19 protein-coding genes and 1 pseudogene are annotated in these 26,045 nt (G+C 40.2%); 9 read left to right on the top strand and 11 right to left on the bottom strand.

Translation table 11 applies throughout. From position 1 onward, the window contains the following. Window positions 1–2: 2 nt before the first annotated feature. Window positions 3–869: a DUF488 domain-containing protein gene (locus BACINT_RS11240; protein WP_232288760.1), complete on the bottom strand. Its 867-nt coding sequence runs from the start codon at window positions 867–869 to the stop codon at window positions 3–5. Window positions 870–1,425: 556 nt separating this feature from the next. Between BACINT_RS11240 and BACINT_RS11235 the strand changes: the two genes are divergently transcribed. Together BACINT_RS11235 and BACINT_RS11230 are read left to right on the top strand one after the other, a co-directional pair. Further along, window positions 1,426–2,508 (top strand): linear amide C-N hydrolase, encoded by a 1,083-nt coding sequence (locus BACINT_RS11235; protein ID WP_007663070.1) that lies wholly within the window; start codon window positions 1,426–1,428, stop codon window positions 2,506–2,508. A 135-nt stretch (window positions 2,509–2,643) separates the two neighbouring features. Next, a pseudogene (locus BACINT_RS11230) lies at window positions 2,644–3,298 on the top strand (transposase); the annotation flags it as partial. A gap of 290 nt (window positions 3,299–3,588) precedes the next feature. On the opposite strand, the gene BACINT_RS11225 reads toward BACINT_RS11230, so the two are convergent. Further along, on the bottom strand, window positions 3,589–3,909 hold the full coding sequence (locus tag BACINT_RS11225; RefSeq protein ID WP_007663067.1) for a hypothetical protein: 321 nt from the start codon (window positions 3,907–3,909) through the stop codon (window positions 3,589–3,591). Window positions 3,910–4,149: 240 nt separating this feature from the next. On the opposite strand from BACINT_RS11225, the gene BACINT_RS11220 reads away from it, so the two are divergent. Beyond that, window positions 4,150–5,265, top strand: a complete 1,116-nt coding sequence (locus BACINT_RS11220; protein ID WP_007663066.1) for a DUF2971 domain-containing protein — start codon at window positions 4,150–4,152, stop codon at window positions 5,263–5,265. A 29-nt stretch (window positions 5,266–5,294) separates the two neighbouring features. Here the strand turns inward: BACINT_RS11220 and BACINT_RS11215 are convergent, their stop codons facing one another. Genes BACINT_RS11215 through BACINT_RS11190 form a run of 6 tightly spaced genes read right to left on the bottom strand, consistent with a single transcriptional unit; the run spans window position 5,295 to window position 11,293 of the window. Next, window positions 5,295–6,605 carry a DUF58 domain-containing protein gene (locus BACINT_RS11215; protein ID WP_007663065.1) on the bottom strand — a complete coding sequence of 437 codons (1,311 nt, stop codon included), beginning with the start codon at window positions 6,603–6,605 and terminating at the stop codon, window positions 5,295–5,297. Next, window positions 6,602–7,576, bottom strand: a complete 975-nt coding sequence (locus tag BACINT_RS11210; protein ID WP_007663063.1) for an AAA family ATPase — start codon at window positions 7,574–7,576, stop codon at window positions 6,602–6,604. The genes BACINT_RS11215 and BACINT_RS11210 overlap by 4 nt, the downstream gene beginning before the upstream one ends. An 11-nt stretch (window positions 7,577–7,587) precedes the next feature. After that, a complete protein-coding gene (locus BACINT_RS11205; RefSeq protein ID WP_007663062.1) occupies window positions 7,588–8,802 on the bottom strand; it encodes a DUF4350 domain-containing protein in 1,215 nt (404 codons plus the stop codon). Beyond that, a complete protein-coding gene (locus tag BACINT_RS11200; RefSeq protein WP_007663061.1) occupies window positions 8,799–9,413 on the bottom strand; it encodes a DUF4129 domain-containing protein in 615 nt (204 codons plus the stop codon). The genes BACINT_RS11205 and BACINT_RS11200 overlap by 4 nt, the downstream gene beginning before the upstream one ends. 10 nt (window positions 9,414–9,423) lie before the next feature. Continuing rightward, window positions 9,424–10,350 (bottom strand): hypothetical protein, encoded by a 927-nt coding sequence (locus BACINT_RS11195; protein ID WP_007663060.1) that lies wholly within the window; start codon window positions 10,348–10,350, stop codon window positions 9,424–9,426. After that, window positions 10,331–11,293, bottom strand: a complete 963-nt coding sequence (locus BACINT_RS11190) for a stage II sporulation protein M (RefSeq protein ID WP_007663059.1) — start codon at window positions 11,291–11,293, stop codon at window positions 10,331–10,333. Before BACINT_RS11190 ends, BACINT_RS11195 begins: the two co-directional genes overlap by 20 nt. Before the next feature lie 101 nt (window positions 11,294–11,394). On the opposite strand from BACINT_RS11190, the gene BACINT_RS11185 reads away from it, so the two are divergent. The 6 genes from BACINT_RS11185 (at window position 11,395) to BACINT_RS11160 (ending at window position 17,345) form a co-directional block, all read left to right on the top strand. Then, entirely contained in the window at window positions 11,395–12,120 is a 726-nt protein-coding gene (locus tag BACINT_RS11185; RefSeq protein ID WP_007663057.1) for an RDD family protein, read from the top strand. Between the two features lie 738 nt (window positions 12,121–12,858). Then, window positions 12,859–13,254, top strand: a complete 396-nt coding sequence (locus BACINT_RS11180; RefSeq protein WP_007663056.1) for a hypothetical protein — start codon at window positions 12,859–12,861, stop codon at window positions 13,252–13,254. Window positions 13,255–13,256: 2 nt separating this feature from the next. Then, complete coding sequence (locus BACINT_RS11175; protein ID WP_007663055.1) at window positions 13,257–14,549, top strand: DUF3440 domain-containing protein; 1,293 nt, start codon at window positions 13,257–13,259, stop codon at window positions 14,547–14,549. Beyond that, window positions 14,546–15,079, top strand: a complete 534-nt coding sequence (locus tag BACINT_RS11170; RefSeq protein ID WP_007213864.1) for an IbrB-like domain-containing protein — start codon at window positions 14,546–14,548, stop codon at window positions 15,077–15,079. The genes BACINT_RS11175 and BACINT_RS11170 overlap by 4 nt, the downstream gene beginning before the upstream one ends. 163 nt (window positions 15,080–15,242) lie before the next feature. Further along, the gene (locus BACINT_RS11165) at window positions 15,243–16,187 is read left to right on the top strand and encodes a UDP-glucuronic acid decarboxylase family protein (RefSeq protein WP_007663052.1); all 945 of its coding nucleotides are present in this window, start codon (window positions 15,243–15,245) and stop codon (window positions 16,185–16,187) included. A 30-nt stretch (window positions 16,188–16,217) separates the two neighbouring features. Then, on the top strand, window positions 16,218–17,345 hold the full coding sequence (locus BACINT_RS11160) for an ATP-binding response regulator (RefSeq protein ID WP_007663051.1): 1,128 nt from the start codon (window positions 16,218–16,220) through the stop codon (window positions 17,343–17,345). A 53-nt stretch (window positions 17,346–17,398) separates the two neighbouring features. Here the strand turns inward: BACINT_RS11160 and BACINT_RS11155 are convergent, their stop codons facing one another. The 3 genes from BACINT_RS11155 to uvrB all read right to left on the bottom strand — a co-directional run bounded on the left by BACINT_RS11155 (window position 17,399) and on the right by uvrB (window position 26,010). After that, on the bottom strand, window positions 17,399–20,296 hold the full coding sequence (locus BACINT_RS11155; protein ID WP_007663050.1) for a PD-(D/E)XK nuclease family protein: 2,898 nt from the start codon (window positions 20,294–20,296) through the stop codon (window positions 17,399–17,401). Window positions 20,297–20,309: 13 nt separating this feature from the next. Continuing rightward, a complete protein-coding gene (locus BACINT_RS11150; protein WP_007663049.1) occupies window positions 20,310–23,531 on the bottom strand; it encodes a UvrD-helicase domain-containing protein in 3,222 nt (1,073 codons plus the stop codon). Window positions 23,532–23,961: 430 nt separating this feature from the next. Further along, the gene (gene uvrB, locus BACINT_RS11140) at window positions 23,962–26,010 is read right to left on the bottom strand and encodes an excinuclease ABC subunit UvrB (RefSeq protein WP_007663048.1); all 2,049 of its coding nucleotides are present in this window, start codon (window positions 26,008–26,010) and stop codon (window positions 23,962–23,964) included. Window positions 26,011–26,045 lie beyond the last annotated feature (35 nt).

Raw genomic sequence — 26,045 nt, 5'->3', positions numbered from 1 at the left:
TTTTATAGATGTCTAAGGGTGTAAGTTATATCAGGTAGTTGCATTAAATATTTCGCAACTCTTCCTCTATGGCATTGTTTGTGACTTTCTTCAAAGCAAGTTAAAGCTACACGTTTCTCTGTATCAATCAATTCTCGGACATATAAAAGATAATCCCAATTTTCTTTTAGGGTAGATTTTTCATATGACTCAAAAAGAATTTCATAATCTTTTTGTGATTTTAAATCTTGTCTTTGTTCTGATTCTATTCCCAGTTGCGGTATATGGATATATTTTATACCTACTCCTGTACATGCTTTCTCTAATTGACTTTTTGAAAATCCATATTTTTGACTATAGGCATTTTTACGGACATCACAGAGAATATGTACATCATTCACGAGGAGAATATTAATGTATTTTTCTAAAGAGCGTCCTTCATATCCTATAGTGAATAATTGAGGCTCTGTAAAGGTTCTTTTTTGCTTATCTATTACAGCTAATTCTTCCTCATTTAGCAAATTAATTGCTATTGTACTTTTTGTTGCGTAATAAGGATAATTGATATAAGTGTAACGAATTAACTCGTTTTGAGATAGACAACCAAATTTTTCTTTTATTTCTTTTATAGCTTGCTGTTCAAACATATCAAGCATCATCAAATAATTATTGGGTTGACAAATTTGTATTCTACGACCATTCTCGCTTTTTATAATACTTAAGTAGCCCAATTTAGCTAATGTCATTATATCCTGATTTGCTTGGAATGAAAAACAACCATAGTAATAAGGAATAAAATCAAATGCTTTTTCCTCTTGTTTTCTTGTAAAAAGGAACAAATATTTCTGAAGTTGTTTGGCAGTCAAATGACCGCCAAATGCTTCAATCAATGCTAATAATATTTTTCTTCTATAATATAACATATTGCAAAAGTAAGAAAACTCTCTGCATTTTCGTGTTAAATATGGCTCTTTTATTTTATTACTCTATAATAAACACCTATCTTTGCATCAACTCAAACAACCACCGCAACACCAAGCAATCTAAAGAATTGCACACGTGGGGTTATTAGTGGGAGAAAGGATTAAGAGCTTGCTAAGATATTGAGTACTTGAAGAATAAAACTAAGGTTCATCTTCCGTACGCACCGCGAAAGCAAATAGCAAATGAAAGCAAAGCTCTGAAATTCAAGGATTTCAGAGCTTTTTCTTTTTCTCCACTTCGGTCAAAAATGGTGGTCTAAGCAATTCTTGTGTATCTCCATACCCTTCAATGGTGTGTGTTGCTGTCTGCTTTTAAACTACTATTCATGTCGGTTACCTTGTTCTGTATATACTTTAGGGGTAAACAATTTACCTTCTGGGTATGTTTTATATATCAAGACAAATCGTTTGTCGAACTTATTCTTATGTTTTTATTGTTTTTTCATCCTAAGAAATAATTAATATGAAACTAAATTTATTTTTCATTTCAGTAGTAGTAGGCTATATGTTTTGGGGAACATTGTCTGCTATGGCCTGTACAGGTATAACTTTAAAAAGTCAGAATGGTACAGCAGTTGTAGCACGGACAATCGAGTGGGGTGGGAGTAATCTGAATAGTCAGTATGTAATTGTTCCGAGAGGTTATTCTGAGCAATCATTTACACCAGATGGACAGAATGGCATGGTGTTCATCGCTCGTTATGGGTATGTAGGATTGGCTGTTGAGCAAAAAGAATTTATTGCAGAAGGAATTAATGAAGCCGGACTCTCGGCTGGTCTGTTTTATTTTCCACATTATGGAGAATATGAAGATTATGATAAAAAAGTGGCAGATAGTAGTATATCTGATTTTCAGCTCGTTTCTTGGATACTTGGAAGGTGTACTACTCTTGAAGAAGTGAAGGAAGCCGTTGCCAATGTACATATTATAAACATCGATTCACGTGCATCTACTGTACATTGGCGTTTTGCTGACCAGACTGGACGTCAACTTGTATTAGAAATAATCGGCAAAGAAACTCACTTTTATGAAAATAATCTGGGAGTTCTTACGAATTCGCCAGGATTTGAATGGCATTTGACTAATCTGAATAATTACGTCAATCTTTATCCCGGAACCGCACAGACACATGGCTTAGGGAATCTTGAATTATCTTCTTTTGGAGCAGGCAGCGGTTTCTTAGGACTTCCTGGCGATGTAACTCCTCCATCACGTTTTGTACGAGCTGCTTTTTATCAGGCTACGGCTCCGCAAAAGTCTACTGTTTTCGAAACTGTTCTACAGTGTTTTCAAATATTGAATAATTTCGATATTCCTATCGGAATAGAATTTTCGGAGGGAAAAGCTCCTGTTGATATTCCAAGTGCTACACAATGGACGTCAGCTACAGATATGAGGGACCGGGTAATCTATTTTCGTACTATGTATGATAGTACGATTAGGAGCATTGATCTGCGTACAATTAATTTTTCTATAGTTTCTTATCATGCTGAACCTATGGATAACGTGAGACAGCAGAAAATAGAAAGGTTGAAGATTCACTAATTAGGGATATTCCTAAAATAATAAAATTTAAGGCAACTAATTCATTGCGAGTTAGTTGCCTTTTTTGTATCTTTAAGCATTCCCCCAAAAAAACGGTTTGACGGCCAAAACGGGGGTAATTTAAACTAAAAACACATGGTAAAGATACAAAAAATCTCAGAAATCGAACCTCGTTTAGGTTTTACCGAGTTCGATATGCTAAAAAAATATCGTCAAAGTTTTGCAACGAGTGAATTAGGTCGCCTCCATGCCCTGTTTCCTTTCTCGGAACTGGCCCGAGAAATGCATTTGAAGTCCTCTGCTTTGGGTCGTAAAAGTTATTTTTCTCCTGGGGGTAAAATAGCCTTGATGGTCCTGAAGTCCTATACTAACTTTTCAGATTCACAACTGATTGAACCTTTAAACGGTAATATTCATTACCAGTTATTTTGTGGTGTTCAGATTGATCCGCTTCATCCACTGACCAATCCTAAAATCGTCAGTGCAATTCGTCAGGAACTAGCGGATCGCCTTGATATTGAGTCCCTCCAGGCTATTCTGGCTGACCATTGGAAACCTTATCTTGAGAACCTTCATGTCTGTATGACGGATGCCACCTGTTATGAAAGTCATCTGCGTTTCCCTACTGATGTTAAACTCTTATGGGAAGGTATTGTATGGCTTCATCGTTACACTATCCTCTGATTACCAAAGACGTTTCTCGGTCATACAGACGGTCCTTGAGCAAGGGAAGAATTTATTTGCAGGCCAAAAAGTGTCCAACCGTATCGTGAGTATCGACCGGCATTACCAGGTCTTTAACTTCCCCTAAAAAGACATATACATAATGTACCGTTGGGAAGAAAAAATAAGAATATGTAAATAATATTCTATTAAAAAGATAGAAGACTTGAGACTTTACAGAAAAAAATAAGAGAAAAGCTCACGTAAAGTAAAACAGTTCTCTTAATTTATTAGAAAGAGGGACATTTACTGAATATCTCTAATTAATTCCATAACTTTTATTGCAATAAGGCTCTGTTGATTTGTCTGCAGAGCTTTATTGCAATATCATTTAGAGTGCTTATTGCAGTGTCATTCCTATATGTTCTTTTTCCAGTGAATAAATAAGTTTTTGTCAACTTTATTTTTTCCTACTAATTGAAGGTTATAGGAATTTAGACCAGCGTAGCGATAATCGCCATAATTAATGTCGCCTAATAAATCTATATTCATTAGTGCCCGAACAATTTTTGATCCGCATTGTTCTATTTTCTCGACGATACATTTTCCTCCTAAGAGGTTCATAAGCAGATAAGCTGAAACTTCATAAGCACACCAGCCACATTCTTCCAGATACAGATGGATACAACTTTCATTGTTTTGCTCTTTTTTGAGCACTTCAGAAACTTCTTTTTTCATGGTTATCTTTTTATTTACTCGATTTTAGAATCCGGGCAAAGCTAACACCCCTTTATAGTAAACAAATATTTTAGTGATACGGTTTTGCAGGGTATTTAAACTATTCAAATAATTAACAGTATAAAAGAGACCGTAACAAAGAAACTTTGAAATTGGGCTGTCAGCTACGTAAATAAACACTATTTTTGCATAATGAGATTCTGAGCATGTACGGACATTATACTTGATATATAAAACACAATGGAAACATCTAACTTTAAAGAGGAGTTTGAGAGAATGTTGATGAGTGAAATTATTCCTCTTAAACGTGGAGAAACTAATTCACCGGAAGGAGGTGAGTTGTTCTCTAAACTCCATGATTTGGTGGCGAAAAATGTACCTTCAAAACTATATAGATATCGGAACTGTCAAGAATATAATTTGGATTCATTTAGAGATGATGAAGTATATGCCGGTAATCCTCGTAATTTTAATGATCCGTTTGATTCTTTGGTTTGCTACAAGAAAGAGGAGATATTAAAGAATTATGAGGAAGCGTTGAATAAAAATTGGTTTCTTTATATGTTGAGCAAGATAAACAGCCTGGTTGAGGAAGAGATGAGAAAACAATATCCTGACGATCCGATAATTGATGAAGTTGTGAAAAAAATGCAATGTTTTAATGTTTGGAAAGGAGAAGGGGACGAGGTGGTGAACCAAAGATTGCGTGAGGCTTATTATGAAGGAACTACATATGGCGATAAGGGCATTTATAGTGATAAAATTAATGAATATCTTGAATTTATCGGGGATTTATTAGATCAATCAGTGGAGAGTGTAAAGGAAAGTTGTAAGATTGCATGTTTTACAGAGAGAAAGGATAATATGCTGATGTGGTCACATTATGCTGATAGACATAGCGGATTTGTGTTGGAATATGATATAAAGCAAGTTGTTTTTCCAACAAGTGATACGCAACCTAGTAGTCACCCGGCAATACTTTTTCCGGTAATCTATTCAGATAAAAGACTTGATGCAACTCATATAGGGAAAAGTTTAATGGATGACTTTCTTATAAGCCTTAAAGGAGAAAATAATAGCAGCATTGTTTTGCCTGACATTTTTATTTATTTGAAAGTGTTTTTGAATAAAGCCAAATGCTGGGGATATGAAAATGAATGGCGATTGATTTGTCCGGATTCTTATGAAAATGAATCTGTCAAAGTTATAATGAAGCCTACAGCTATTTATTATGGCAGTAACATATCTTCTGCTGATAAGGCGAAATTGAGTTTATTGGCTAAAGAGAAGAACATTGCTGAATATCAGATGGCAGTAGAATATTATAATTCAGAATATAAGGTAAATGTCTTATAATTATTTGCCTGCCTATTACCGGAGGTTGATTAGAGTAACTGTCTCGATTTTATCTCCAGATATTTATTAATTACATCAATAGAGAGATTTCCGGGCGTGGTCAATAGAGAATAAATGCCATGCTGTTTTAGGGTAGAGACAATTAATCGTTTTTCAAAGGCAAATTTTTCGGCAATGACATGGCGATAGTATCCTTCCGTATCTGAGGCAGGAGTAGCAATATAGGCTTTTAGGTCAGCATCTTCGAAGAATACTACCAGTAGGCGGTGTTGTCGATTCAGTTGTTGCAGGTATGCTAATTGCCTGTTCATGCTTCCCATACTGGAGAAGTTGGTGTATAAAACCAAAAGGCTACGTTTATTGACATGCTTGTTCAGATGTACGCATAAGGAAGAAAAGTCCGTTTCACTGAAAGTAGTTTCCTGATTATAGAGATTTTCAAGCAATGTCTGCATATGTCCGGGACGGCTTGATGCTGGTACGAAGGTATCGAAATGTTCATCAAAGGTTATGAGTCCGGCTTTGTCTTCTTTCTGCATGGCAACGTACGAAAGAACTAATGAGGCATTTACCGCATAGTCAAGTAAAGTCATTCCACGAAAAGCCTGTTGCATAACTCGTCCCTTGTCTATCACACTATAAATTTGCTGGGAACGTTCGTCTTGATACACATTTACCATAAGTTCGTGCTTGCGGGCACTTGCTTTCCAGTTTATAGTGCGATAATCATCGCCTTTTACATATTCCTTTATCTGCTCAAACTCAGTGTGATGTCCTACGCGACGTATACGTTTTATACCCAATTCCGTAAGATTATCACTTATTGCCAGCAATTCATAACGATGTAACATCAGGTAGGATGGATAGACTTTGACATCTTGGCTATCACCACAGGTATAGCGGCGCGAAAGTAATCCCATCCGGCCTTGTACAAATACACGAATCCGTCCAAAATTGTAGATTCCCCGATGGGTGGGTCGTAATTGGTAGCTGATTGTTTTACCTTCATTTGCTTGGAGCTTTATCTGGAAATTTATATTTCGCTGCTGGAATATAAAAGGTATTTCATCAATGACTTCCACGGATACTGCATATGGATAACTGCTCTCCACCCGAATGTTCACCGTATTTTCATCTCCGTTGGAAAAACGTGATGAACATTGGCGAAATGCCTGTATACCATGGATGCGATAAAGCATGTATCCTTCCGCTAATACAGCCAGGAGCATGATAAAAAGCATCCATTGCCCGAGAACAAAGAGCGGAGCAAAAGTATACCCGCTACCCAGTAACAGGATAATCAGGCTGAGGGCAATATAAAAGCGTCGGTTTAAAATCATTTCGGTACTTCTACCTTATCAATCAGGCGTTGGGTTACTTTCACCGGTGAATATCCTTCCATTTCGGCCTCCGCAGTCAGAATCAGGCGGTGCTGGAGTACGTATGGAGCAACAAATTTTATATCTTCCGGTGTTATGAAATCACGTCCCTGCAATAGAGCGTATGCTTTAGAGGTCTGCAACATAGCGACAGATGCACGTGGAGAAGCTCCCAGATATACGGCTTTGCTGGTGCGCGTCTGCTGTACAATCATGGCAATGTATTGAAGCAATGTATGATCAATAAATACCTGGTTCATCAGCTTGCGGAGAGATAAGAACTCTTCTTTGGTAATGGTAGAATCGATGTCCTCCAGTTTTACGAATGTGGCATTTGTATGATGGTGTTTCAGGATGTTTATTTCTTCATCCAGAGTTGGGTAGTCCATTGTTATTTTCATCAGGAAACGGTCGAGTTGCGCCTCGGGTAGTTTATAAGTACCTTCTTGCTCTACAGGATTTTGAGTAGCCAGAATTGTATAAAGCTCTCCCATAGGATAAGTCATTCCGTCAATACTGACCTGACGCTCTTCCATTACTTCGAACAGGGCAGCCTGTGTCTTGGCCGGAGCACGATTGATTTCATCCACCAATACGATGTCGGCAAAGATGGGGCCCCGATGGAAATCAAAATCATTGGTTTTCATATTAAATACAGTTGTACCCAGTACATCGCTTGGCATTAGGTCTGGAGTAAACTGAATACGGCTGAAATCCGCATCAATCAGGCGGGCAACCAGACGGGCCAGCAGTGTTTTTGCTACTCCCGGCACACCTTCTATCAAGACATGCCCATTTGCTAAAATGGCAGTCAATACCAAGTCCACCATTTGCTCCTGACCTACGATGACAGATGCAATCTGGTCTTTCAACTCTTGTATCTTCTCGGAAAAGAGAGTCAAATCTACTCGTCTTTCAATATTCTCTTCCATAAATTTCTTCTTTATATATGATCTATTATTTCATTCATCTTATCAATAAAATACTTCATCTGCTCTACAGAAATAGTGCACCCTCCATAAATCACTGGTCTGATGGAACGGATAAGCTCACTGATCTCTTCTGTATTCATACCGGTCTTTTGGGCTATTCTGCTGAAAGAGTGTTCGTCATTTGCTACTTCCTCTATATTTACCTGAATTTCTCTTCTCAATTCTTCTGCAAAGTAGATATACTTTTTATGCACCAAGTCGGCATGATCTTTCTTTTGAAAATAAAGAGTTCCTATCAGTTCGGTAAATTCCAGCGATTTGTTTTCCGGTTGGTAGATGATAGGAATTACCCGTTGCCTCCTTCGGGCGGTGAATACCATGAAGAGGATAATGGTGAACATCGTCAAATACAAAGCCCATCTCAGCGGTCTTTGAGAAAGGAAATACCGGAAAGGGGACATCTGTATTTGGGCCGTTTGCTTCATGTAACCTTCGGTGCGGACAATGGGTAAATCTCCCATTTGGGATAATAGGCGGAAAATGTAAGTCGCATTTTTTCCATCTAATACTCCATAATTAGTAAAGAGCAGGGGAGTAGAGACCAGGATTATTTCACCTTTTCCCCATGGATAGGATAAGGCTATTGGGACACTTGGAATACCCTTTTCTGCCAGTACCTTAGCCGGAAGCGAATCGGGCATGAGGTAAGAAGAACACAATTGAGGATAGAAATAGAAGGATTGCCGGGGATATGCGGCAGAATCTCCTATCCAGAAGAGAGTATCTTTCTCCAATGATGCAGCTGCATATTTCTTTAATAATGCCGGGCTAAAGTAGGAATAACTGCTATTAAAATCCAATGTATCTTCTAAATTTCTGTTGAAAGAGTTACTCACCAGCATAATCTTATTTCCCCGTTTTGCTATCTTTAGTATTGCTTCTACATCCACATCTGTCAGAGACAGGTTATTAGTGGCTACTAATATGCCTCTACGAGAGATTGTGTCTTCCTGTTCCAGTTCATAAAAGGTTTTTCGAGATAAAGAATACCCCTTTGGTAACGACGTAGATAGCAAACTGTCGAAAACGGCACATCCGAAAGGTTGTTTATCGTAGTGGCTGAAACTAGGAGCCCATACAAACTTTTTGGGTAATCTACATTCTATCGCGAACATTAAGAGTAAAAAGATGGCAATACAGATGATAAACAAGTGATTTCCTTTCATACAATGCCTCCTTTCTTGACTTCTCCCTGTAAGGATAGCATGGTCTGGAATAATTCTTCCGTTGCTTCAAAGTTTCCATAGCGCACTCGCAAAAAGTGATGGGTTAACCTCTGAAATGCAGGCATCCGTACTTCATAAATATATTGTGTAGGCGTTTTATAGAGTTGCCAGTCAATACGTTTTTCGTCACTGAGTTGCTTCAATGTTTGCAAATATAGCAGTCGGATTGCTTCCCTGTAATCGTGGCGGGAAAGGGAAGAGGCTATTTTTAGGGCAAAATCAACTCCATAAATGGTATCTTCCCCCACACTGTAAGGTAAAGCATTCTTGCGGGAACGTATGAATATTGCCGGATTTTTTTTATAAATGAACCAGCCGATCAGTAACAGCATGAGGACAGCAACACTTATCAGAATCGTTTTTGAATAATCTTCAGCAAACTGACTGCCAAATATACTCTGCAATATTTCTCCGAACCACCTGTTGAGCCATTCGAATATATTCACTTCGGGGGCTATCAACTCACGGTTGTAGTTGTAGTCTGCGTCAGATTGCCACACAGCAAGTTGCGTAGTATCACAAACCAATGTATCAGTCGGAGAAAGAGTCATTTAGATTGATTTAGAGTTTGTCAAAGTTATCAATGTCACTTTCTATCGTTACACTATCCATCTTTTCGGATGCATGCCCGTATTGATAGGCTAATCCCACAAATGTGAAAATCATTGCTAGATAAGCACCGAATGCTTGCACTACTGCCAGTAGATAGAGCATGAAACTATATCCTACTGATACGGTTGCTTCACTTCCTACGTCACTCATAGTGAAGAGTATTTTTACAATTGTAGCTGCATACCAGGGCACCAAGGTGACTCCCTGTAGTATGCCGGCTATGATTCCCATGACTAAAGAAATAAGGAAGACACCTCCCCAGGTAGCAAAGCCCAGACGGAAAGTTTTCTTAAATGCTTCCATTATGGAAATATTTTCGAATAAGTAGATAGGTGCCCAGAGGGCAAGTGGCACGGCAAAAACTATTGCAATGAGAGCAAATAAAAACGTGATAGGGAAGAACATGACGCTTAAAGCGCCTAATATAAAACTAACACATACTGTTAATAGTAATCCGAAAAGTACAATGATGAATAATCTTCTGATGTTATGGAACAACAAAGGTGTCAGCATTTTCAAGGTAATACCTTGCAGGCGCTCTTCGCGTTCATTATAGGTTCGGATCATTGCATATATCAGCGAAGCTTGCAATACAATTCCTATTATGAGAAGAAGTGCAAACAAGCCATAGTATGAGAGGAATGAGATAAGGAGAGCCGTATCGGAAGAAATATCCATGCCCTCCACTATACTTTCCATCCCTTTCATCATACCATTTAGACTTAGGGCTTGGATGAGACAGAGTGGTAAAAGCAGATATGTGGTAAACTTTAGCATCAGCTTCCAGTTCTCCCTTATAAAATCAAAAGATGCATTTAACTTCTCTCCGAAAGAGCGTTTCACATACATTGCAATTTTAGGCTTTTGTGATTCCATGTCGTTTCTTATTAGGTAAATAAATATAGTAGAATATAATAAATGCAAGAGAAATGAGGATCAGGCTGAGTCTCAGTATATTCGGTAATTCGGTATGGCGCGTGATGAAACTTTCGATAAATCCTGCCATTATGAATATGGGGATTGTACCTACAACTATTTTCACTCCTCTTTTGGCTCCTCTTTTGAACGATTCCAGTCTTGAATATGTTCCGGGGAAAAGCCATCCATTGCCCAAAGCCAGTCCGGCAGCTCCGGCAACAATAATAGACCAGATTTCAAGTGTCCCATGCAGCCATATGGCAAGCATGGATTCCCAAAGTAAGTCATGCTGGAAAAAGAACATCTGGAATGCGCCGATCATAACTCCATTATTGAAAAGCATATATCCTGTACCAAAGCTTGTTAGGATTCCCATGGCAAAGCAATAGAAAGAAACCATAATATTATTTAGTGTGATTCCCAGGAACATAGGAACTTCGGAAGAGCCGTTATACACTGCCATTGGCTCACCGTTGGCTATGTTATCTAAGGTCATGTCCACATAGCCGTTCCCCAGAATCAAACGGACGAAATCGAGATCACCCGCAGCAGAAACTGCCCCAATCAGCACGCTGACGGTAAAAATGATCAATGAAACCAATAGTTCCCGACGGGCATCATACATGATCTGTGGGATTTCTTGTGTCCAAAAGGTGATGATCCTCGTCCATTTCTCACGTTTGTTCTGGTAAATCTTGTTATGTAGTGCAGAAGCAAGGTTGTTCAGGTAAATGGAAATACGTGAAGTAGGAAAGTGCGTTTGTGCAAACGCCAGATCGGCAGTGAGGTCCGTATATACATCGGCAAGCCGGTCGGGAGACAAGTTTGTTGCTTGCTCCACTACCTTCTCGGCTTCTTTCCATTTATCGATATTCCGACGGATAAACGTTACTTCTTTCATGCTTTTCCAAAGGTTTCAAATAAGTTTTGTCTGAAATCAATAACAAAAGTAAGAGAATAATGATATATTTGCAACGATATACAAAAAATGTTTAATCAGAAATGGCAGAAACTACAATTATTACCGGGCAATTTGTTCGTATCAGCCAAACACCTGCGAGTATTGGTGAGCGACTCATTGCGTTGGTGATCGATTTTATTCTGATAGGCTTCTATGTATATGCAACGGCTACCCTGCTTTCTACACTCCGAATCTCATCGGATTTTATAATGATTCTTATTATGATTGTAGTCTATCTGCCGGTATTAGGCTATTCGTTTCTATGTGAAATGTTCAATCATGGACGAAGTTTCGGGAAAAATCTGATGAACATTCGTGTAGTGAAGGCAGACGGTTCTACGCCCGGCATTAGTTCTTATTTGCTTCGTTGGCTTCTTTTTCCGATTGATAGTCTGCTTACCGGTGGTTTCGGACTATTGGTGGTACTATTAACGAAGAACAGTCAGCGGATGGGGGATCTTGCAGCCGGGACCATGGTTATCAAAGAACAGAACTATCGCAAGATCCATGTCAGCCTTGATGAGTTTGATTATCTGACGAAAGATTATCGTCCCACTTATCCACAAGCAGCCGATTTGTCGCTGGAGCAAATAAATGTTATTACCCGGACATTGCAGGACGGTAAGAAGGATCGTGTGCACCGCATTGCACAATTGGCAAAGAAAGTCCAGGAACTTCTTACCATAACTCCCCGTGATGGTAATCAAGAGCAGTTTCTTCAAACAGTTCTCCGTGATTATCAATATTATGCATTAGAGGAAATCTGATAATTTATAGTCTTTAGAAAGTGTTACCATAGGAAAGAAATTTGTGTCATTCTGTCACAGTATTCTTTATTTTCCTGACTTGTTACTTCAAAAATAATCGCATTCCGGCGTATTTTTTGGATAGACGAATAATAATAATGCGCATTTTCTGCATATTTTTCCGGATTTCAGGGGATTTATGCAAAAAAGGTTATTGTTTATGGGTAAAAGGGTTACTACTTACAAGTAAAAGGGTTACTACTTACAGGTAAAAAGGTTACTACTTATAGGTAAAAGGGTTACGGCATCCGGATTATATGCTTGTTTGTGCACTTTTCAGGGGATATTTCATTCTAAAAAAAAATGTCATGATTTCGATATTTATCTCAAAATCTGCTTCTTGCCATTTTTTATTGGCGTATTTTCATCTTTGTGGGTATCAACCCGGGAATATGGGATTCTCAATAGATTAAAAATGCAAAGTGTCAGAATGTGAGTTCCCTTGTCAACCCGTTTTGATTTTCTATTGTTGATATATTGCGGTGCCGAATAGTACATCAGTTTGCGGTAACTACCTTGATATGCAACCCCAATAAGTAATTTTATAGAAATATACTGTAGTTTAAGATAATGTGTTTAATAAATATAATTTTATTAATTTTCTTGATTCTTTATTGTCTCTATTCTTTTTTTATTTAATTTTGTCTGCACTATTTTATGTGGGAATTAAACTCAAACCATAATAAATAACAGATAGCTATGACGCAAATAATAGAATTGCAAGGTACGGAGAAACGGTTGTATCAACTTGTAGCTCCTTTAGTAATGAATCCGGAAGTCTTAAAACAGAACTATAATTATCCTTTCCGTACGTCGGAAAGTTTTGTGTGGTTTGTTGCAGTGGATGGAAAAGAAGTTGTAGGTTTTATACCGCTGGAATATAAAAAGCGGGAAGCAGTTATTAATAACTATTATATAAGGAATAATAATGCAGAAGTATTAAAAGCTCTTTTAGAAAAGGTCATAGCCAAAATGGATAAAGATAAATATTTGAGTTCAGTTACATTTGTAGAGCATCAGGAGATATTTAAGGAATTAGGCTTTTCAGTAGAGAAAGAGTGGAAGCGCTATGTGAAAATGAATAAGGAGAATTAAAAATGGGGGAGGCTCAGAAGAATGTATATGAATTAGCACAAGAACGGCTACATATTATATTTAAGGAGTTCGATAACATCTGCGTGTCTTTTTCCGGAGGGAAAGATAGTGGTGTATTACTGAACTTGTGTATTGACTATATCCGGCGCAATAATCTCAAGCGGAAACTTTGTGTTTACCATATGGATTATGAAATCCAGTATAGCATGACAATTGATTATGTAGACCGTATTCTGGAGGCAAACAAGGATATTTTGGAAGTCTATCGAGTGTGTGTGCCTTTTAAAGTCACTACTTGTACCTCTATGTATCAGAATTACTGGCGTCCCTGGGATCCGGAGATGGAAGAAATATGGGTGCGGCAGATGCCAAAGGGAAGTATGGACGTAAAGAGCTTTCCCTTTTATACCGATGCAATGTGGGACTATGAATTCCAAATGCACTTTGCCAAGTGGTTGCATGAAAAAAGAGATGCGGTTCGTTCTTGTTTTCTAATCGGTATTCGTACACAGGAGAGCTTCAATCGCTGGCGCAGTATTCATCTTGCGCGGAAATATCAAATGTATCATAATTATCGTTGGACTTCTAAGATAGGAAACGATATTTTCAATGCATATCCTATATTCGATTGGAAAACGACGGATATCTGGGTGGCTAATGGAAAATTCGGATGGGATTATAATCATTTATATGATTTATATTATAAAGCTGGCGTTAACATTGAACGTCAACGTGTAGCAAGTCCATTTCTATGTGAAGCTCAGGAAAGTCTTCGGCTTTATAAAGTAATTGACCCTACTACCTGGGGTAAGATGGTGGGCCGTGTGAACGGGGTGAACTTTACTGGAATTTATGGCGGAACACATGCTATGGGATGGCAAACCGTTCGCTTGCCGAAGGGGTATACCTGGAAAGAATTTATGCAGTTCCTGCTTTCTACATTGCCTGAGAGTACCCGGCGTAATTACTTGAAGAAATTGACCGTTAGTATTGAATTCTGGCGTACGAAAGGCGGATGCCTTAGTGAAGAGACCATTCAAAAGCTTAGGGATGCCGGTGTGTCGCTGGAAGTAGTGAATACTACTAATTACAAGACACATAAGAAACCTGTGAAGATGGACTATCTGGACGATATTGAAATTTCTGAGTTTCGTGAGATTCCAACTTATAAGAGAATGTGTGTCTGTATCCTGAAAAACGATCATGCCTGCAAGTATATGGGGTTTGCCTTAAACAAAGAAGAAGCATACAAACGAGATAAAATAATGGAACAATTCAAAAATATGATGTTATGAGTGTAGATCAAAGTCCGGTATATGCTGTGAAAGCTGTACCGTTGGAAAAAATAGTGGCGAATGATTATAATCCCAACATCGTGGCGCCTCCTGAAATGAAACTATTGGAACTTTCTATTTGGGAAGATGGTTTTACGATGCCTTGTGTATGTTACTACGATAATGAAACTGACCGTTATATATTGGTTGATGGATATCATCGTTATAGCGTGTTGAGAAGTTCTAAACGTATTTATCAACGGGAAAATGGTTTGCTGCCTGTAGTGGTGATTGATAAAGAACTTTCTAACCGCATGGCGTCTACCATTCGGCATAATCGTGCGCGTGGCTCACATAATATAGAGTTGATGTGTCACATTGTGGCTGAGTTGGATAAAGCAGGCATGTCCGATCAATGGATTATGAAAAATATTGGCATGGATCGGGATGAATTACTCCGTTTGAAGCAGATTTCCGGTTTGGCGGATTTGTTTTCGGACAAGAGTTTTAGTATTCCGAACCCGGTTGAAACACCGGTTCCCGAAGAATAAAATGCCCATTTTGGGCATTTTTGTTTCTATTATGTTCTTTTGTTATCCTTAACAAGTGAAATATCCGGTTACAAACTTGCATAAGTTAACCAAATCTCCTACTTTTGCCAACATAAACAAACGAACAGGTTACATGTGTCTTCGGGCATTATAAAATTCTTACATGAAAAAAATATTGGTTAGCGGAGGTGCCGGGTTTATAGGGTCGCACTTATGCACAAGGTTAATAAATGAAGGGCATCATGTCATATGCTTGGATAACTTATTTACCGGTGTAGAAACGAATATAGAGCATCTGAAGAACAATTCTCATTTTGAATTTGTGAATCATGATGTAGAATTTCCCTATCTCATTGAAGGCCTTGATGAGATTTATAACTTGGCTTGTCCGGCATCACCAATACATTACCAATATGATGCGATCAAAACGATTAAGACTTCCGTACTGGGAGCTATTAATATGTTGGGGTTGGCGAAGAAGACGAATGCTAAGATTTTACAAGCGTCAACAAGTGAAGTATATGGTGATCCAGTAGTACATCCTCAGGTAGAAAGTTATTGGGGAAATGTGAATCCGATTGGCATCAGATCTTGTTATGATGAAGGAAAACGTTGTTCTGAGACTTTGTTTATGGATTATCATCGTCAAAACAATATTCGTATTAAAATAATTCGTATCTTTAACACGTATGGTCCGCGGATGTTGCCGAATGATGGTAGAGTCGTTTCTAATTTTGTTGTTCAGGCACTGCAAAACCATGATATAACAATCTATGGGACAGGGGATCAGACTCGAAGCTTTCAGTATATTGATGACTTGATAGAAGGAATGGTGCGAATGATGAATACAGAGGATGAATTTATTGGCCCGGTAAACCTTGGAAATCCGAATGAATTTTCCATTCTTGAACTAGCTGAAAAAGTCATCCAATTGACAGGATCTAAATCGAAGTTGGTATTTAAGCCGCTTCCGCATGATGATCCGAAACAGCGCCAACCGGATATTACGCTGGCAAAAGAGAAATTGAACTGGCAGCCAACAATTGAATTGGAAGATGGCTTGCAGAAGATAGTGGAGTATTTTAAGGAATATCGTTATAGAAATTAATAGATAAACGGGAAAACAATATAGTATAAGATGAATATGGAAATAAATCCTTCTGAGTACAAGATTCTCATCGTTGACGATGTGATGTCCAACGTTTTGTTGTTGAAAGTACTCTTAACAAATGAAAAATTTGCTATCGCTACGGCAAGTAACGGTCGGCAAGCATTAGAGCAGGTAGATAAGGAAAACCCGGATTTGGTGTTGCTGGACGTGATGATGCCGGATATGAGTGGTTTTGAGGTGGCACAGCATTTGAAAGCAAACCCTAAGACCGCAGATATTCCTATCATCTTCCTGACTGCGCTAAACAGCACGACGGACATTGTAAAAGGTTTCCAGGTGGGAGCGAATGACTTTATCTCCAAACCTTTCAATAAGGAAGAGCTGATTATTCGTGTAACCCACCAGATTTCGCTGGTAGCTGCCAAACGCATTATTTTGAATAAGACCGAAGAACTGCAACGTACTATTGCCGGACGTGATAAACTTTATTCGGTGATTGCTCATGATTTGCGTTCTCCTATGGGTTCTATCAAGATGGTGCTGAACATGCTGATACTGAATCTACCAGCTGAAAAGATTGGTGATGAGATGTATGAGCTGTTGACAATGGCAAATCAGACGACAGAAGATGTATTCTCACTGCTGGATAACTTGCTGAAGTGGACGAAGAGCCAGATTGGCAAGTTGAATGTAGTATATCAGGATATTGATGTGGTAGAAGTTGTGGATGGAGTGATAGATATCTTTAATATGGTAGCTGGTCTGAAAAAGATTACTATCCGTGAAGAGAAACCGGAGAAATTGGCTGTATCCGCAGATATAGATATGTTGAAAACCGTGGTACGCAACTTGATAAGCAATGCTATTAAGTTCAGCAACGAAAATTCTGAAGTGTTGGTAAAACTGGAGGAAAAAGATGGTACGGCGGTAGTCAGTGTGCAAGATCACGGTTGTGGTATTGACGAAGAAGGACAAAAGAAACTGCTGCATACAGATACACACTTCAGTACCTTCGGTACAAACAATGAAGAAGGTTCCGGTTTGGGATTACTCTTGTGTCAGGACTTTGTAGTGAAGAATGGTGGTAAGTTGTGGTTTACTTCCAAAAAAGGTGAAGGTTCTATATTCAGCTTCTCACTCCCGTTGAAAAAGTAAATATTGTTTAAAGACAGACCGTCTGTTTCATGCAAACAGACGGTCTGTTTTTTTTATCGCCTGCATAGCTCTCTGAAATCACAGAACTCACATTTCTTGGTATCTTCAGTTTGGGTGAAAGCTTCTTCCGGATTGTATATTTCTTGCAAAAGAGTTTGCAGACGTTCACGAAATTCATCTTCATAGAAAGCAAAGTTATTGACTGGTATCTTGGGCTGGCGTGCTTCTCCCATTTCAATAACAGGGGAATATGTCTCTGACGCTGCGCGATGAATATAAAGTAGGGAAGGGGCTACCTTCAATGACTGCTTGCGGCACATAATAGAAGCATACAAGAAAGTCTGAAAAATGTAATTCGGACGTCCGTCGGCAGGTGTGAATAGCTGCTTGATGTTTTCGGGTGTCTTTGGACTACCTCCTGTTTTATAGTCTACTATACGTAAAGTGTCATCTTTGCTATCTATACGGTCAATGGTACCACCGATGTTCAATGCTAACTTTCCTTGCGAAGTTTCGATTTCTATAATTTCCGTTACCTTCTTTTCCATACCTTCCATAAAGAAAGGTGCATATTGCAGATCGTTGCGCAGTAGTTGGCGGAGATAAGATGTGATTACTTTTGCATTGATAAGCTGCGTACCGTTATATTCCGGCTTTTCGGTGAGGGCTACATGGAAGAATTCCTCTTTGAAAGCGATATCTACATAATTCTGTAATTTTATGTCATTGCGCAACACTTGATCCAAATCTTCTTTCCGTATTTCTTTTCCGTTTGCAGTCAAATCTTTATAGACTAATTCGGCTGCACGGTGGAAGATTGTACCAAACAGAGCAGAGTCTATTTCAGCGCTTACTTCATCGGGAGCCTTTAAACCGGCTACATAACGGTAATAAAATTTTAATCTGCAATCCAGGTAAGTATTAAGTGCTGAAGGTGAAAATAAGGATCGCGGATGACGGTTCACATCATACCTTTCGTGCATTCTTGTTATGATTTCCGGTGTCTTCTCAACGCGAATTTCTCTACCACTTTGAGGAGATTGTCCGGCTTCAAGGTATTCTCGTGAGATAGTGTGCGGAGATTCGACAAGGAACTGCAACATGAAACGAGACATTTCTCCGCGATTCAATCCTTCCGAAGCAGTATTATATAATAAGGTGACATTTTCGGCACGTTGTATCAGGCGGTAGAAGTAATACGCATATACGGCATTCTTATGTTCGATAGTAGTCATGCCGAAAGCTTTCCTTAGATTGTATGGAATAAAGGAAGAATCACCACCTGCTTTGGGTAACTGCCCTTCGTTGAGCGAAAGCATAATAAGATTACGAAAGTCGAGATTACGTGTTTCCAATACTCCCATCACCTGCATACCAATAGCAGGCTCGCCATGGAAAGGAATGTTTGAAGTGGCAAGTAATCGGCAGAGCAGACGTCTCAATGTGTCAATTTGTATGTTCAACTCTCCATTGTCAATCAGGTTCAGCAGGCGATTGATGAGGGTATAACTTTTAAATAGAGACTCCCGGTAAAGTTGGTTGAAGATATCATCTGTTTCTTGTTCTTGCCGGTAGAGGACAGCAACTTCGCGTAACATATCCGTGAGGTATTGACAAAGGGCTGAAATACCCGTTTTAGGCGTGAACATTTGTTCTAAAAAAACATCTTGCTTTAGCTCGGAAGGTAAAGGGAAGAATCGATTGTCCCTTGTTAATTGTTTCTCTAAACTTTCTGCAGAAGTGGAGAGCTGACGTGTATAGGGATGCTTCAGTACAGACTGTACAGCTTCGTATTGATAGCGTCCTGTATCTCTGCGATAACCTGTAGTCTGCAATTCGATAAGTGCACTGACGAAACTGTATACGGGTGTTTGTGCCAAAGGAAATCCCATAGTTATATTTACATTCTTTACTTCATGTGGGATGGAATGAAGTACAGGTAGCAGAAGTGCCTCATTACAAAGAACTACTGCATTTTCTTTCTCTTTCACAGGAGTCTCCGGTAGGTCTCTTTTCGTTACGGAACGTATCCATTCCGGTAGATAACGTGCTTGTGCATTCTCAGTCGGAGCAGAGATGAAACGTACATTTTTAGGCTTTCGCAATGTATCAAAAACTGCTTCCGGCAATTCGTTGGGGAATATTTTCAGATTACGAAGAATGAATTCTCCCGCCTCGTGTGTGTAGGGAGGTGTATTTTCACGGGGCAGGCGGGTGTAGAAGACATCATAATCCCAATAAAACAATGCTTTTCCGGCCTCGCGCAAGCGTTCGAAGAACTTGGTTTCCACTTTGTTTAATACGTTGAAACCAACAAAAACGTAATGCTCATACTTTAGTTTATCCGGCTGTAATTCCTCCATTACATAGCGGTACATCATACCTTCGTAAGCAATGCCAAGTTCTTCAAGATTACGGCGATAATGGTGATAGATGTCGCCTAATTTATCCCATAGAGAAATGAATTTCTCCTTAAGCTGTGTCCGGCGCTCGATAGAGAAATTTTGGAAAAACTGACGAATAGCTTCTTCCTGCTCGGAGTCAAGGAAGTCGTAATCGTCCATTATATTTTTCAAATCCTGCAGGTTAGAGAATAACCGGTCAGCATCTACAAGATTTTTGTCCACATCGTCAAAATCACTGATAAGTAATTCTCCCCAGAAGTAGAAATCATCGAGTGTTTCTTCGCTGCGGGTTTCTTCACGGAAGACTTTATAGAGTTCGCATACCAACCGGATAGGGTCTCCGGATTTCCACGGGGAGAGTTGCCGGAACAGTTCGCTGATACTGACATAGGCAGGCGACCATATAGGTCGGTCGCTTTGCATTGCCAGATATTCGTTAAAGAACAGGCTGGCACGTTTATTGGGGAAAACGATGGCTACTCTTGAAAGATCGTTTCCTATCTTTGGGTAAAGGTCTTGGGCTACTAATTGGAGAAATGTTTGCATACTACCGTTGTATCTATACTTTTTCTATTAAATCTTCTTCCACATACCAAAGGTATCCTTTTATGTTTTCTTTCAGATACCCCATGCGAGTGAGCAATTGCATATATCCTTGCACTTGCTTATTATACTTTTTGTTTTGTTTTCCGAATTTGAAATCTATAACGACAATTTCATTGCCGCGCATCATTACACGGTCGGGCCGGCGGGTATGTAGTTCACCTCTTTCCTGCCAGATGATATCACATTCATTGAACAGGTGCCAGTTCCCCGAATACCAGTCTTGAACTTGGGGAAGCGAGAATGCATGATGGGTCAGTTCCCGGATTGACTCTTCCGTTTCGGGTTTGCCGATAATACCTTCAAAGACAAGTTGGTCAATAGCGTTATCAATATCTTCCTCTGTTTCAATGGCTGAGAAAAGGGTATGTAAAAGCCGCCCCCGGTTTATGAAGCGATTGTCGGATTCTTCTTCATTAACTCCCTGGATAAAGTCCGCAGAACGGTTCGACTGTCGGAATTCTATATCATGCCTCATGCTTTCCATGTGTACCGGGAGTTTGTCAGGCTTTTGTGCAAGGCGGTTGGCGGAAACTTTACGGGCTTCGGGTAGATGGCCATCCGTTTCTGTGTACTTTGATGGACAGAGTTCTCCACTTTCATAAGGTTCTTCTTCATCCCAGTTTTCATCACCTTCACGGGCGGCTACTTGTGGCAGAGCATTTGCCAATAATTCCGACATGGTACCTTTTTGCCCTTTCTTGCACCAGAAAATCAGATTCTTTCCGGCACGGGTGAAAGCCACATAAAGTAGGTTCAGGTTATCCACCCAGAGTTGCAGACGTTCATCCAGATAATTTTGCCGGTATACAGATTCCGCCATGGTGGAGGAATAATTTACCGGAACGATGTCGAGTGTACTGAATGGTGCTTCAGTAGGCGAACACCATATCAACTGATTATTAGTTTCATTCTCGAGCTTCCAGTCACAGAAAGGAATGAGAACGGTATGAAATTCCAGTCCTTTTGATTTATGAATGGAAAGGATACGGATGCCGTCCATTTCTCCACTGGGGATAGTCTTATTACATAATGTCTCGTTCCAGTAGCGGATAAATGCGTCCAGGTCCGAAGAATTATTTTGAAGGTATTCAGTGACAGCATCGAAGAAGGAAAAAAGATAAGCATCCTGCTCTTCAATCCGCTTCATTTCAAACAGGCTGAATAATTCTTCCAACAATTCGTAAAGTGGCATTAACCGGAGAGTTTCCATACCTGTGACGAATGCTTCGGGCAGTACATCTTCTGGTCTTGCAGTCAGCAAACTGTCCCAGTCGCCTCCCTGTTTCTTGATGCCTGATTCATAGTTCATCATGAGCGATGCGCACGCCACCTTGTCTTCCGGATTGGATAAGTAGCGTAAGGCATCTATCAACATACAGATGGCCTGTGAAGCATCCAGTCGGAATGCCTCGTCCGAGACGACAGACAGGTGCATGGTCTTGTCAAAATAGTCAGCAATGGGAGGAATATTTTTATTTTTGCGTACCAGAATGGTGATATCGTTTAGCTTCACGCCTGCTTCCAGCAACCGCTGCACTTCTTCTCCTAACGAGATAATGGTGAGTTCTGTATAGTCATGCTCTTCGTCCGGTTCCAGAAAGGTGGCTTTGATGTATCCTTTGGCTTCCGTTCGTGGCGATTCCTGGGCAACATCTGCATAAGCCCGTTGCAGGGGGTAGCAGTCTTCTTGCAGTTCTTTCAGGTGGAGCATATTCAGATATTCCACGGCTGCGGTGAATAAGTTATTATTGAAGCGGATGACATTCGTTTCACTTCGACGGTTGGTCTTTAGTGTTTCTACACGTACCGGGAAAGGGAAAGAAGCATCTTTGGTACCCAGCGCGTTCAATATCCCCCAGTCGCCGTTTCGCCAGCGATAGATAGATTGTTTCACATCTCCTACGATCAAACTGTCTGCTCCTTGTGAAAGACCTTCAAGTAGTAGAATTTTGAAGTTATCCCATTGCATCCGGCTGGTGTCCTGAAACTCATCGATCATTACGTTTCGTATATTGGCACCGATTTTTTCGAATACGAAGGAGGAATCCCCATCCCGTACCAGATTATGGAGCAGTGCATTCGTATCTGATAATAGGAAGCGGTTATGTTCCCGGTTCAGTTCACGCACTTCTTCGTCGATATGGGCAAGTAACTGTAATTTATTCAAGTGTTGCAGAGACAGTCGGCAACTATTTACGATCTTGTTGTTTCTTGGTCTGAAAGTTTCAGCATCTTGCAATAACGGGAGTAAGCTTGTTTCGGCCAGCCGAATAATTTCGTTCTTCTGCGCAGATGTTTTGGTAGCCCAGTTTTTGGCATCATCCAGACTGTTCTTCAGTGTGGCATTTACTGTATCTTTATCTGATAAACGCCCATCCCGCAGTTTGCGAAAATAGCTGCCTATACCTCGTGCCCCACCTTTCAGATCTTCCGGTGTGAGGGCATGTGCTTCCAGTTCGCCAATGAATTGGTCGTAGAAACTTTTCATTTGTTCCAAGGCTTCCGTTTCCATTTCCTTCAGTTCGTTGTGGTATAGCTTGATAGTATTGGGGGCTTTCAGTTGTTGGCGGAGTCCTTCACCTTGCTCTATATAACCTTCATCGAAGATATTCCAGCCAAATCGTTTGATTTCATTGGATACATTCCAGCGTTTATCATCGGCAATACGTTCGTTGATATAGTCCAGTAGCCAGGCCAGTACGGGAGAGGATGGAGTAAGTTTCTCTATCAGGCTATCCACAGCATCACTCAGAACTTCGGTATTATTCAGTTCGATATTGAGGTTCGGGCTCAGTTCCAGTTCGCGTGCCAGATTACGCATCACGGATTGGAAAAAAGAGTCGATGGTTTCCACCCGGAACCGACTGTAATCGTGCAACATGTACTGTAAAGCGGTTCCGGCTGCTAGACGGATATCGTCTTCAGACAGATTTTTTCGTTGTAAGTCTTCTCGGATACGATTCAGGTAGGGTTCGGATGCCGGATCGCTTACCCAGATTCCGTAGAGTTGTTGCAGGATGCGCTCTTTCATCTCTGCCGTAGCTTTATTGGTGAAGGTTACGGCAAGTATTTGCCGGTAAGCTCTGGGGTTGAGTATCAAGTGCTTGATGTACTCTACAGCGAGGGTGAATGTCTTTCCAGAACCGGCTGAAGCTTTATATACTAATAATTCCATGTAAACTTGCGAAATTGAACTTTGGTACAAACATACGTAAAAAGCATGAATTATAGGGTATGTCTGTGGCAATTCTATCTATTAATTTTGACTCACTTGAGGGGGATGGACATAAAAAAGGAGTACCGCTGTACTCCAACCTTTGTTAACCTTAAATCTAATACTATGAAAAACACATTGCAAAGATACGGACTTTTGGAATACTTGCAAATTATCCAAAAGAAAAAGTATGTTTTATAACACTTATTAGCCAAAACGACTTCTGATTCTATTTATTTTAAGGAAAATGAAAGTCTCTTTTATCTTCTACCTACCAACTCCGTACCAACACCGTATCAAGTCCGTACCAAGTCCAAGCGTATAGATACGGAGCGAATACGGATTTGGCACGGTTCGGATAGGAGGGAAGAGAGAAAGCAACACAGATGTGTTATGTTTTCTCTTTCAACAGATCCTCCATTTTCAGCAATTCGTCCCGATATTGTGCTGCTTCGATGAAGTCGAGCTTCTTGGCAGCCTCCTGCATGAGTTTTCTGGTACGTTCGATACTCTTTTCCAGTTGCGGACGGGACATGTATTGCACAATAGGGTCAGCAGCAATGCTGGCGGAACTTTCTTGCTCGACATAGGGACGGGGAGTGGTTGTCCCTTTTTCGGTAAAGCCATTTTCCAGTGCAGTATTGGGTGCAAATACATTGAGGTTCTTTGCCTTTTTGATTTGTTGGGGAGTGATACCATATTCCTCATTATATTTTAGTTGCTTTTCACGGCGACGGTTGGTTTCGTCAATCGTCAATTGCATGCTTTCTGTGATACGGTCGGCATACATGATAACCATACCGTTTACATTTCGGGCGGCACGTCCGGCAGTCTGCGTCAGTGAGCGGTGTGAGCGTAGGAAACCTTCCTTGTCTGCATCGAGAATTGCCACGAGTGAGACTTCCGGCAGGTCTAATCCTTCACGCAACAGATTGACACCAATAAGGACATCGTATAACCCTTCACGCAAATCGCTCATAATCTTTACGCGTTCCAATGTATCTACATCGCTATGGATATAGTTACACTTCACATTGTTATTCAGCAGGAATTCCGTTAATTCTTCTGCCATGCGCTTAGTAAGCGTAGTAACCAGCGTACGTTCATTCTTTTCGATGCGAATCTGGATTTCCTCCATGAGGTCGTCTATTTGATTGTGGCTGGGACGTACTTCGATAATCGGATCCAGCAAGCCTGTAGGGCGAATAACCTGTTCCACAACAACGCCTTCCGACTGAATCAATTCATAATCGGCAGGTGTGGCGCTTACATAGATTACTTGTTTTGCCATCTCCTCAAACTCCTCAAATTTCAACGGACGATTGTCCATGGCAGCCGGAAGGCGGAAACCATATTCTACAAGGTTGATTTTACGGGCACGATCACCACCATACATGGCACGTATTTGAGGTACACTCACATGGCTTTCATCTATAACGATCAGAAAGTCTTCCGGAAAGAAGTCCAATAAACAATAGGGACGGCTACCGGCACTACGGCCGTCAAAGTAGCGCGAATAGTTTTCAATACCAGAGCAATGACCTAATTCGCGTATCATTTCCATATCGTATGTCACCCGTTCCTGGAGGCGCTTTGCTTCAAAGGGACGTCCTTCACTTTCAAACCATTGCACCTGCTTATGCAGATCATCTTCTATCTCATGGATAGCTCGCAGGGTGGCCTCTTTGGAAGTCATGAAGAGGTTGGCCGGATATATTTTGTATGTGTCGAAACGAGCGATAGTTACACCGCTTATCGGATCGACTTCTTCAATACTATCTATTTCATCTCCCCAAAAAATAATGCGTAGCAGATTATCTGCATAAGCCAGATAGATGTCTACTGTATCTCCCTTCACACGGAAGTTTCCGCGGTTCAGATCAATATCATTGCGTACATAGAGGCTGTCTACCAGACGACGCAGGAAAACATTCCGGCTGAATGCCTTTCCTTGTTGTACTTCTATCACATTCTCATAGAAATCCGACGGATTTCCCATACCGTATATACAAGATACAGAAGACACTACCACTACATCTTTCCGACCTGAAAGTAGGGAAGAGGTGGCTGCAAGCCGCAGTTTGTCTATCTCATCATTGATGGCAAGGTCTTTTTCTATATAGGTATCCGAAGACGGCAAATAAGCTTCGGGTTGGTAATAATCATAATAAGAAACGTAATACTCTACAGCATTATTGGGGAAGAAAGCTTTAAACTCACTGTAAAGTTGCGCTGCCAATGTTTTGTTATGGCTCAATATTAACGTTGGTTTATTGATATTGGCAATCACGTTGGCTATGGTGAACGTCTTTCCCGAACCGGTGACACCAAGTAATGTTTGTGCAGGAACCCCCTGAAGTACGCCCTCAGTGAGCTCTGCAATAGCTTCCGGCTGATCTCCGGTTGGCTTATAGGCGGATGTTAATTCAAATTTATTCATTTTCTCTCCTTATGGACGGCAATATTCGGGAAAAT

The sequence above is a fragment of the Bacteroides intestinalis DSM 17393 genome (assembly GCF_000172175.1).
Classification (GTDB): domain Bacteria; phylum Bacteroidota; class Bacteroidia; order Bacteroidales; family Bacteroidaceae; genus Bacteroides; species Bacteroides intestinalis.
This window is presented reverse-complemented; position numbering and strand designations above follow the sequence as displayed.

What these genes read in the sequence shown, in the direction of transcription:
- BACINT_RS11235 (WP_007663070.1), top strand. Translation starts at nt 1,426, where the DNA reads ATGAAACTAAATTTATTTTTCATTTCAGTAGTAGTAGGCTATATGTTT.
- BACINT_RS11225 (WP_007663067.1), bottom strand. Translation starts at nt 3,909, where the DNA reads ATGAAAAAAGAAGTTTCTGAAGTGCTCAAAAAAGAGCAAAACAATGAA.
- BACINT_RS11220 (WP_007663066.1), top strand. Translation starts at nt 4,150, where the DNA reads ATGGAAACATCTAACTTTAAAGAGGAGTTTGAGAGAATGTTGATGAGT.
- BACINT_RS11215 (WP_007663065.1), bottom strand. Translation starts at nt 6,605, where the DNA reads ATGATTTTAAACCGACGCTTTTATATTGCCCTCAGCCTGATTATCCTG.
- BACINT_RS11210 (WP_007663063.1), bottom strand. Translation starts at nt 7,576, where the DNA reads ATGGAAGAGAATATTGAAAGACGAGTAGATTTGACTCTCTTTTCCGAG.
- BACINT_RS11205 (WP_007663062.1), bottom strand. Translation starts at nt 8,802, where the DNA reads ATGAAAGGAAATCACTTGTTTATCATCTGTATTGCCATCTTTTTACTC.
- BACINT_RS11200 (WP_007663061.1), bottom strand. Translation starts at nt 9,413, where the DNA reads ATGACTCTTTCTCCGACTGATACATTGGTTTGTGATACTACGCAACTT.
- BACINT_RS11195 (WP_007663060.1), bottom strand. Translation starts at nt 10,350, where the DNA reads ATGGAATCACAAAAGCCTAAAATTGCAATGTATGTGAAACGCTCTTTC.
- BACINT_RS11190 (WP_007663059.1), bottom strand. Translation starts at nt 11,293, where the DNA reads ATGAAAGAAGTAACGTTTATCCGTCGGAATATCGATAAATGGAAAGAA.
- BACINT_RS11185 (WP_007663057.1), top strand. Translation starts at nt 11,395, where the DNA reads ATGGCAGAAACTACAATTATTACCGGGCAATTTGTTCGTATCAGCCAA.
- BACINT_RS11180 (WP_007663056.1), top strand. Translation starts at nt 12,859, where the DNA reads ATGACGCAAATAATAGAATTGCAAGGTACGGAGAAACGGTTGTATCAA.
- BACINT_RS11175 (WP_007663055.1), top strand. Translation starts at nt 13,257, where the DNA reads ATGGGGGAGGCTCAGAAGAATGTATATGAATTAGCACAAGAACGGCTA.
- BACINT_RS11170 (WP_007213864.1), top strand. Translation starts at nt 14,546, where the DNA reads ATGAGTGTAGATCAAAGTCCGGTATATGCTGTGAAAGCTGTACCGTTG.
- BACINT_RS11165 (WP_007663052.1), top strand. Translation starts at nt 15,243, where the DNA reads ATGAAAAAAATATTGGTTAGCGGAGGTGCCGGGTTTATAGGGTCGCAC.
- BACINT_RS11160 (WP_007663051.1), top strand. Translation starts at nt 16,218, where the DNA reads ATGAATATGGAAATAAATCCTTCTGAGTACAAGATTCTCATCGTTGAC.
- BACINT_RS11155 (WP_007663050.1), bottom strand. Translation starts at nt 20,296, where the DNA reads ATGCAAACATTTCTCCAATTAGTAGCCCAAGACCTTTACCCAAAGATA.
- BACINT_RS11150 (WP_007663049.1), bottom strand. Translation starts at nt 23,531, where the DNA reads ATGGAATTATTAGTATATAAAGCTTCAGCCGGTTCTGGAAAGACATTC.
- uvrB (WP_007663048.1), bottom strand. Translation starts at nt 26,010, where the DNA reads ATGAATAAATTTGAATTAACATCCGCCTATAAGCCAACCGGAGATCAG.